General features: G+C 42.4%; 9 protein-coding genes and 1 other RNA gene. All 10 read left to right on the top strand.

Going from position 1 to position 8,803, the window contains the following annotated elements:
* Nucleotides 1–1,604, top strand: a 1,604-nt coding sequence (locus KPX09_RS03295; RefSeq protein ID WP_249548979.1) for a transketolase family protein, incomplete at its 5' end; no start/stop codon positions are given.
* A gap of 24 nt (nt 1,605–1,628) precedes the next feature.
* A complete protein-coding gene (locus KPX09_RS03290; RefSeq protein ID WP_249548978.1) occupies nt 1,629–1,886 on the top strand; it encodes a monovalent cation/H+ antiporter complex subunit F in 258 nt (85 codons plus the stop codon).
* Nucleotides 1,887–1,892: 6 nt separating this feature from the next.
* Nucleotides 1,893–2,192, top strand: a complete 300-nt coding sequence (locus tag KPX09_RS03285; RefSeq protein WP_249548977.1) for a monovalent cation/H(+) antiporter subunit G — start codon at nt 1,893–1,895, stop codon at nt 2,190–2,192.
* The gene (locus KPX09_RS03280) at nt 2,193–2,759 is read left to right on the top strand and encodes a DUF4040 domain-containing protein (RefSeq protein WP_249548976.1); all 567 of its coding nucleotides are present in this window, start codon (nt 2,193–2,195) and stop codon (nt 2,757–2,759) included.
* The gene (locus tag KPX09_RS03275) at nt 2,756–3,196 is read left to right on the top strand and encodes a Na(+)/H(+) antiporter subunit B (RefSeq protein ID WP_249548975.1); all 441 of its coding nucleotides are present in this window, start codon (nt 2,756–2,758) and stop codon (nt 3,194–3,196) included. The genes KPX09_RS03280 and KPX09_RS03275 overlap by 4 nt, the downstream gene beginning before the upstream one ends.
* Before the next feature lie 63 nt (nt 3,197–3,259).
* Nucleotides 3,260–3,583 carry a cation:proton antiporter subunit C gene (locus tag KPX09_RS03270; RefSeq protein ID WP_410518478.1) on the top strand — a complete coding sequence of 108 codons (324 nt, stop codon included), beginning with the start codon at nt 3,260–3,262 and terminating at the stop codon, nt 3,581–3,583.
* 103 nt (nt 3,584–3,686) lie between these two features.
* Nucleotides 3,687–5,585: an Rne/Rng family ribonuclease gene (locus tag KPX09_RS03265; protein WP_249548974.1), complete on the top strand. Its 1,899-nt coding sequence runs from the start codon at nt 3,687–3,689 to the stop codon at nt 5,583–5,585.
* A gap of 248 nt (nt 5,586–5,833) precedes the next feature.
* A complete protein-coding gene (gene dnaK, locus KPX09_RS03260) occupies nt 5,834–7,783 on the top strand; it encodes a molecular chaperone DnaK (RefSeq protein ID WP_249548973.1) in 1,950 nt (649 codons plus the stop codon).
* 37 nt (nt 7,784–7,820) lie between these two features.
* Nucleotides 7,821–7,980: non-coding RNA, 6S RNA (gene ssrS / locus KPX09_RS03255), on the top strand.
* Nucleotides 7,981–8,005: 25 nt separating this feature from the next.
* Nucleotides 8,006–8,464 (top strand): type II toxin-antitoxin system RatA family toxin, encoded by a 459-nt coding sequence (locus tag KPX09_RS03250; RefSeq protein WP_249548972.1) that lies wholly within the window; start codon nt 8,006–8,008, stop codon nt 8,462–8,464.
* Nucleotides 8,465–8,803: the final 339 nt, after the last annotated feature.

Genomic DNA, 8,803 nt, shown 5'->3' with positions numbered 1-8,803 from the left:
TTGGAATGGCTATTGCTGAGAGAATGCTTGCCCAGAGATTTGGCGATGATCTAATAGATCACTACACTTACGTTATGGCCGGGGATGGTTGCTTGATGGAGGGTATTAGTCATGAAGCAGCTTCTTTAGCTGGGCATTTAGGTTTGGGTAAGCTTATCGTTCTATTTGATGATAATGGCATCTCTATAGATGGGAAGATTAGCCTTGCCTCTTCTGATAACGTAGCTGCCAGGTTTGCTTCATATGGTTGGGATGTATGGGAAGTAGATGGGCATGATTTTGGTCATGTATATGCTGCTATCGCCGCTGCTAGAGAGACTAATAGACCATCTATAATTGCATGTAAGACTATTATAGGAAAGTTTATGCGCTCTAAAGAGAATACATCTGCGGCGCACAGTTGGCCTTTTACGCCTGCTGATGCTCAAGAAGTTAGAGATTCTTTGGGGCGGGGAGAAAGTAAGGCTTTTGAGGTGAGTGCAGGTGCTTCTGCACTGTGGAAAGAAGTTAGAGAGAGAGCTGAGCTGGAGTATGAGTCTTGGCTTAGTAAGTCTGAGCAATGTGACAAAATAGGCAAGTTAAATGCTGCTATTATTCAGGGAGTGTCTGAGTTTGTATTTGAAGGTTTAGGTGAGCATTTTAGTGATCTAGGTTTTACAGAGGCTACGAGAAAGTCCTTTGGTAGAGCACTGGAGTTTTTTTCGCAAAGGGTGAATAATCTTGTAGGGGGTTCTGCGGACTTAACTTCTTCTAATAATACTAAAGCTAGCTGGATGAAGCCTATTGCGAAGGAAGATTTCTCTGGGTCATACATTCATTATGGTATAAGAGAGCATGCCATGGCTGCATGTATGAATGGAATGGCTCTTCATGGTGGGGTTATTCCTTATGGCGGAACCTTTTTGGTATTTTCTGATTACTGTAGGCCTGCAATACGGTTATCTGCCTTAATGGCTCTTCAGGTTATTTACGTAATGACTCATGACTCCATAGGTGTTGGTGAGGATGGCCCTACTCATCAACCTGTCGAGCATCTTGCTTCGTTGAGAGCTATTCCTAATCTCTATGTTTTTAGGCCGGCGGATGCTGTAGAGGTTTTGGAATGCTGGGAGATTGCATTGAAGCTAACTAAGTCTCCGTCTTTGTTTGTGTTGTCTAGGCAAAATGTGGAACCTATGAGGTTTGAGTTAGGTCGTGAGAATTGCTCTGGAAGAGGGGCATATATTCTCAGGGAGTTTGAAGGAGATCTTAGGGTAACTATTTTTGCTACTGGTACTGAGGTTGGGGTTGCAATTGCAGCTTGTGATATTCTTCATAAGACCTACGGAGTAGGTACTAGAGTTGTATCTATGCCTTGTTGGGGGTTATTTGATCAGCAGGAGAAAAAGTATATTTCTGGGTTATTGGATAATGATAGTTTGAAAGTGGCGATAGAAGCAGCTAGTTCTGTTGGTTGGCATAAATACATTGGTAGAGAGGGAGTATTTATTGGGCTTGATGAATTTGGGGCTTCTGGTAAATGTGAGGATTTATATGCGCACTTTGGTATAACAAAAGAGAATCTAGTTTCTAAGGTGCTGGCTAGGCTTCACCCTGCTGTTTAGGTGCTGTGTGAATGGGAGTGCAACGTGCTAAATTTTTCTATTTTTGTTTTGTGGGCATGTGGGGCTGTGATGTTATTTAGAATCGTGAGTGCTCGCAGTGTTTACGACAGAATTCTAGCGGTGAATGTATTTAGCACTTGTGTGGTGATGCTCATTATGCTGCTTGGAGCTATGGGGGGTTCTATTGAATTGTTTATAGACGTATCGCTGATGTATGCTTGTGTTGGGCTAGTAGCGGCGATTGGTTTTGCTAGATTTTTTCTCTATAACGGTTGGAGGTAGTTAAGCATGCTTCTTCCTATGATTGGTATGGGAGTTATGGGGTTGGGTATAGTTTTCGTTGTTATTGCTGTTGTGGGAGTGATGCGACTTCCTGATTTTTACTCTAGGGTCCATGCAGCAAGCATACTTGATTCCTTGGGCATGATTCTTATATGTCTTGGTTTGGCAATGCAGTACGGTTTTTCGGTGTTTACGCTGAAGACTTTGGTGCTAATTTGTTTGTTGTTAATTACGAACACTACTGTATGTGGCATTTTGACGGGTGCTGCATGTAATTCTAAGGAGAACGACGGGTCAGATAGTTAGATGTTTTCTAGTAACAATATAATTGACGGCGTATTGCTATTATTCCTTGTAGTTTTTGCTAGTTCGGTGGCATTTTTCGAAAATTTGCTAGTGAATACTGTTACTATGTGTGCATTTAGCATAACTATTGCTACCTTGTATTTGGTTATGAGTGCTCCTGACGTGGCAATTACTGAAGCTGCTGTAGGAGCTGGTTTTAGTACTGTTCTAATGTTGCTCGTGCTTTCGTTTCTTGGGAATTGGGATACTGCTAAAGTTCGTAATATATGGTATACCTGTGGACGGGTAAAATTGCTGGTAGCTGGCGCTCTTTCAATGATGATGTTTGTGGCACTGGGATATGCGGTGCTCGATTTGCCGAAGTTTGGTGATGCTGCATCGCCTGCTAATGCTGTGTCTAGTCTATCGTTAGCTGATGTGTATGCTGGTACAGATATTCCTAATTTAGTAAGTGCAATTTTGGCGAGTTTACGGGGATATGATACTATGTGCGAAACGCTGGTAGTTTTTACTGGGGCTATGTGTGTTTCATTATTAGTTGGAAAAGGAGGGCATAGGAGAGTATGAGCAGGATGGTAGCTATATTTCGTGATGATTTTGCGCTACGTTATGTAACTTCCTTCATGTTTTCTGTTATTTTAATGTACGGGTTTTATGTGCAGGTTCATGGGGATTTCAGCCCTGGAGGAGGATTTCAAGGTGGAGTTATTGTGGCATCTGCAATTATTATGTATGCCATGGTCTTTGGGGATGCAAGGATTAGGGAGGTTTTGCCAAACTTAGTTACTGTGGGGACCATTGGGCTGTTCATCTACATTATGACGGGGGTGGTATCCATATTTTTCGGTGGGAATTTTTTATCTTACGTATTTTCGCTGTTTGATTCTGTAACTGAGCAGAAGCTTGGGGTATTTATTGTAGAGTTAGGGGTTGGCATTACAGTATGTGCTTCTATTGCGAGTGTGTATTTTGACTTTGCATCATTGAAAAATGATATAAACTGAGTTTGCAGAGCTGTAGTATAAGATTTTGCAGCTTAATGGACGAGTGCTCTTGCGTAGGTGGAAATGCTGATGACTTTCTTGATGTCGCATATAAATTACATAGCCTTTGCATTTTTCGCATCTATAGGGTTGTTTATTGTTATTACTAGTGGTAGCCGCATAAAACAATTGATGGGTTTGGGTATTTTTCAAACTTCAGTATTGATATTTTATGTGTCTTTAGGCTACGTAAGTGAGGGTATTGCGCCCATAGTTTCGCGAGGGGATGCTGCGCTATCGTATAGCAACCCTTTGCCAAGTGTCTTGATGTTAACTGCTATTGTCGTGGGTGTGGTTACTGTGGCAGTGGGGTTGGCTATTGTTGTTAAGATAGAGAAGTCGTCTTGAGCTAGGTTAAGTATTGCCATGTGTGTATATCTAGCTTCTCGTTAGGATTGAGTTACGTGGTTGTAAGGTAGTTTTTTAATTTATTTAGTGTTGGTTGTGTTTTGTGTCTAATAGTGGGAGTGGAAAGAGAATATTAATTGATGCCGTATACCTCGATGAGATAAGAGTTGCGGTGCTCGACGAGGGAAAAGTTGTTGAGTTTGATCAGGAATTAAAGGATAGGAGGCAGTTACGAGGGGGGAATATTTATTTCGCTGTTGTTCGTCGTATTGAGCCTTCATTGCAAGCTGTTTTTATAGAGTATGGTGTAGGAAAGCACGGGTTTTTGCCGTTTTCAGAAATAGCGGTTGAGCATTATCAAATTCCTCAGGAAGAAAAAGATGTTCTGTTGAAGAATCTGTATGGTGATAATTCGGAGCAGGATGAGCAGTCTGAGGAGGAAGAATGCACGGGAGACGTAGAGCCTTCTGAAGAAAGTTCAGAAGATGCTGATAAAGTGCAGCCTTCAGCGGAAGAACAGCGAGCTGGCAAGAGGTGTTTTGAAGGCAAGAATGGCAAGGGCAAGTTGGTGCCGCATAAGATGTATAAGGTGCAGAATGTCATAAAGGTTGATCAGACACTCATGGTTCAGATCACGAAAGAGGAGAGGGGTAGCAAGTGCGCTACTTTTTCGACTTATATAGTTCTTGCCGGAAGGTATTGCATTTTTATGCCAAATTCTGGAAACAAGAACAGTGGTATATCGCGGCGTATAGATGATTGTGTCCACAGGAAAAATTTGAAAGAGTTTCTAGATGAGATGAAGCTTCCAAAAGAAGCAGGTGTTATTATTAGGACTGCTGGGAGCAATAGAACTCATAAGGAATTGGAGCGAGATTTATCGTACCTGCAGTCTACATGGAATGAGGTAAAAAGTAGCTTTGAGTCTGTCACGCATCCTTCTCTATTGTACGTAGAAGCTGATGTGATAAAGCGAACTTTGCGAGATTTCTGTGATGAGAACGTCCATGATGTTGTGGTGGCTGGTAGCAAGGCATTTGGCCTTGTGAAGGAGTATGCAAAGTCTATGTTCGGCAATAGGCTGCGTGTAAGGACGTATAAGGGTAGCATTCCCATATTCACGCATTATAGGGTCAATGCTCAGATTTTGGAATTGTATACAGATAAGATATATCTGCCTTCTGGAGGGTATTTGGTAATAACACCCACGGAAGCTTTAGTTTCCATAGACGTGAATTCTGGAAGAATGACAGGAGAAGATAGTATCGAAGAAACCGCCTACAGGACGAATATGGAGGCTGTAAAAGAGATTGCTAGGCAGGTGAATTTACGGGGACTATCTGGGCTCATTGTGATAGATTTCATAGATATGGTAAAATATCGCTATTGCAGGGCTGTTGAGGCTGAGGTACGCGAAGCTTTTAAGGGGGATAAAGCCAAGATTCAGTTTGGGTACATAAGTGCGTTTGGTTTGATGGAAATTTCCAGGCAGAGAGTAAAGCAGAGTATCCTAGACAGTAGTACAGTGCGGTGTCATCATTGCAAGGGAGTTGGTAGAACTAGATCGTTAGAGTCTATTTCTGCTAGTATTTTGCGTGATGTCAGTTACATGGCTAACAAGAATCCTGAAAAGATTCTTGTAGTTTCTGTTGTATCTTCGGTTGTGTCGCATCTATTCAATAGCAAGCGTAGGCAGATTGCTGAGGTAGAGAGTGAATTCAAAGTTCTTATAAGGCTTGATGTAGATGATAATCTAGGTATATCTGACTATAATATTCGTGCTGAAAAGGGCTATAGTAACTTACTTCACGATGAGTTGTCTAGTTATGTAGCGGTGACAGCAGATTCTGTTAAGAAAAAAGAGGAAGCAGCGGCATTGCTTGCTGAGGGTGGTGATCATCAGAAGAGTCTAGTAGAAAGTGTTGCGGAAGTTAGTGAGAGTGTGGTCGCAGTGACTTGGGTTGATAAGTGGTTAACGCGGATGCTCTCTAAAATATCGTAACATAGTTAGTAGGGACTTTGGGGCTTTTAGTGCTTCAATATAGAGCTAGTAGCGGGGCGTGCTGTTTGTTGGTAGTGTTTGTATTACTAGTTTCCTGACATGTATTGTGCATATCAGGTATGTTGTGGTGTAAGGACGCGTGTGTTGCTAGGTATCATGGACATATTTCTCTAATTTTTAAATAGGGGGTTGTAATTTGCAGCTTTGGTTATTATATCTACCGTGTCTGAGTTTTTTGTTTTTTACGAATGGGGGTAGTCATGGCGGCTGAGCGTATAATAGGTATAGATCTAGGTACTACGAATTCCTGTGTTGCTGTTATGGAGGCTGGTACCGCAAAGGTGATAGAAAACAGCGAAGGTTCGAGGACCACCCCGTCTGTTGTTGCGTTTACTGATAATGAAAGGCTAGTAGGGGAGTTGGCTAAGCGGCAAGCAAATATCAATGCTCAGAACACGATATATGCGAGCAAAAGGATTATTGGCCGCAGATACGATGATATGAGGGATTTGAAGTGTCCTTATGAGGTGTTTCCTGCAAAGAACGGTGATGCTTGGATAAGAGCGAAGGGTGAGGGTTATTCGCCGGTTCAGATTGGTGCGTTTGTCTTGGAAAAGATCAAGGAAACTGCTGAAAGATACTTTGGTGCTCCTGTAAAGAAGGCGGTTATTACGGTACCTGCGTATTTTAACGATGCTCAACGTCAGGCAACTAAGGACGCTGGTACGATTGCTGGCCTAGATGTTGTTAGAATAATTAATGAGCCTACAGCAGCGGCTTTAGCGTACGGGTTGGACAAGGGTGATCGGCAAAGGACCATAGTAGTATATGATCTTGGTGGTGGTACATTTGACGTATCTGTTTTGGAGATAGCTGATGGTGTATTTGAGGTCAAAGCTACTAACGGTGATACTAAGCTTGGTGGTGAGGATTTTGATAATGCCATCATGGAACATATGATGGAGAGTTTTCAAAAAGAAACAGGTATAAATCTACGTAATGACCCTATGGCTGTGCAGCGGGTCAAGGAAGCTGCGGAGAAGGCTAAGATTGAGTTATCTACTAGGTTAGAGACAGATATAACTCTTCCGTTTATTTCTAGCGACAGCACTGGTGCTAAGCACTTGAGTTTGAAGCTGAGTAGGGCTAAGTTTGAGGGGTTGGTAGACGAGTTAGTTGAGCGCACCATAGAGCCATGTAAGAAGGCTCTGAGTGATGCAGGAATTAAGGACAACAGTAAGGTTGATGAGGTTGTACTGGTTGGTGGTATGACCAGGGTTCCTAAGGTTATTCAGAGGGTGAAGGATTTCTTTGGAAAGGAGCCATGTCAAGGTGTAAATCCAGATGAAGTTGTAGCTGTAGGTGCCGCGATACAGGGGGGTATCTTAACAGGGGATGTTCGTGATGTCTTGTTGTTGGATGTAGCTCCGCTATCTTTGGGTATAGAAACTTTGGGTGGTGTATTTACGCCTTTGATTGAGCGTAATACTACGATTCCTACTAAGAAGTCGCAGGTATTCTCTACAGCTGAAGATGGTCAAACTGCGGTGACTATTAAGGTGTACCAGGGTGAGCGTAAGATGGCGATCGACAATAAGTTGTTGGGGCAGTTTAGTTTGGAAGGTATTCCTCATGCTCCACGCGGTGTTCCTCAAATTGAGGTGACTTTTGATATCGACGCTAATGGTATAGTGCACGTTTCAGCGAAGGATAAGGCTTCGGGTAAGGAGCAAACTATTAAGATACAGTCTTCTGGTGGCTTAAGTGATGAAGAAATCAAGAAGATGGTTAAAGATGCTCAGGATCGGGCAGAAGACGATGAAAAGCGTAAGAAGCATGTGGAGCTGAAGAATAGTTCTGAGGGGCTAATACATTCTGTGGAGAAGTCTCTAAAGGATTATGGAGATAAGGTTGCAGGTGATGACAAGTCTAATATCGAGAGCGCTATCAAGGATTTGAGAGAGTGTTTGAATGATAGCAACTGTAGTACTGATGCTTTGCAGCAGAAGTATGATGCACTGATGAGTCTATCCATGAAGCTAGGGGAGGCTGCGTATGCGGCTAATAAGAATGACGGTGCGGGAAGTGCTGATCAATCTGGAAGCAGTAGTGGGAGTTCTGATGGTAATCCTGAGGAGCGTGTTGTAGATTCCGAATATCAGGAGATTAATAAGGACGAGGACAAGAAGAATACTTAGGTGTTGATAAGTATTGGGTAGTTTGGTATTCTCCTGTGGGGGTCTGCGTTGTTCGTGTAGGTTGAAAGTGCCTCGAGCCCGATTTTGTTCTCATAGGGAGCCGTCACTGGTAACCTCGAGTAGGTTGTTACACGGCGCCCACCTTAGCTTTAGTCTCAGGACACTAAGCAAAGCGTTACGGCAAATGCGGATCTCCTAGTTTCCTTTTTTAGCAGTGTGTGTATGGTGCGAGCTAGGCGTGGGTTTAGCAAGAGCGAAGTGCTTAGTTTTCCGGCAAAAGATATATTTTCCATTGTTCTTGATGTTGAGAAGTATCCTGCTTTTTTACCTTGGTGTAAGGAAGTAGTGATTCTTGAAAAGCATGATGCTTCTATGTTTGTGAAGTTGGTGGCGCAATTCATGTCTCTTGAAGGTGCGTATACTTCCGAAGTGAGTTTTTCTGCTCCGACTTTAGAGAACCCAGGGTTGATAAGAGTTGTTTCTACTGATGGGGTGTTTAATACTTTATGTAGTGAGTGGAATTTTCTGCCTAAAAATGAAAGGGAGACCTTGGTGACGTTTTTTGTGAATTTTTCTTTCAAAAACAGAATGTTACAATTTGCCTTTGATATGGCGTCAGGTGTGGCTATTTCTAACATATCTCGTGCGTTTAAAAACAGGGCATACCAATTGCTAAAATAAGATATATGCTGAATCTAGCTGTTGCTATAACGTGCTGTGTTGTATGTGCATACTTACGGGATATAGATATATTGGGTGGAGATTTCAGCATATACCATGTGCTAGCGCTGGTACAGACATAGTCAGAGGTTTGTGTTATAATGTTCCATGGTCGGTAGCTTTTTCTGTCATATAAGTCTGTAAGACAACTATCGGCTGGAATGCTTTCTAAAACAAAAGCCAATATTTCAGCATATATAAAACGTAGCTTCCTTATTGCGATGGATACATCGACTGCTTGCAATAAGGGTTGATATATCTCAGCGCATAGATGCGGATTAGATCAGCAGTTTCTGTGGG

It is taken from the genome of Anaplasma phagocytophilum (genome assembly GCF_023476575.1).
In the GTDB taxonomy this organism is placed as follows: domain Bacteria; phylum Pseudomonadota; class Alphaproteobacteria; order Rickettsiales; family Anaplasmataceae; genus Anaplasma; species Anaplasma phagocytophilum_A.
Note: the sequence above shows the minus strand (reverse complement) of the source record. Positions and strands in the feature narration are given on the sequence as shown.

What these genes read in the sequence shown, in the direction of transcription:
- KPX09_RS03285 (WP_249548977.1), top strand. Translation starts at nt 1,893, where the DNA reads ATGCTTCTTCCTATGATTGGTATGGGAGTTATGGGGTTGGGTATAGTT.
- KPX09_RS03280 (WP_249548976.1), top strand. Translation starts at nt 2,193, where the DNA reads ATGTTTTCTAGTAACAATATAATTGACGGCGTATTGCTATTATTCCTT.
- KPX09_RS03275 (WP_249548975.1), top strand. Translation starts at nt 2,756, where the DNA reads ATGAGCAGGATGGTAGCTATATTTCGTGATGATTTTGCGCTACGTTAT.
- KPX09_RS03270 (WP_410518478.1), top strand. Translation starts at nt 3,260, where the DNA reads ATGCTGATGACTTTCTTGATGTCGCATATAAATTACATAGCCTTTGCA.
- dnaK (WP_249548973.1), top strand. Translation starts at nt 5,834, where the DNA reads ATGGGGGTAGTCATGGCGGCTGAGCGTATAATAGGTATAGATCTAGGT.
- KPX09_RS03250 (WP_249548972.1), top strand. Translation starts at nt 8,006, where the DNA reads ATGGTGCGAGCTAGGCGTGGGTTTAGCAAGAGCGAAGTGCTTAGTTTT.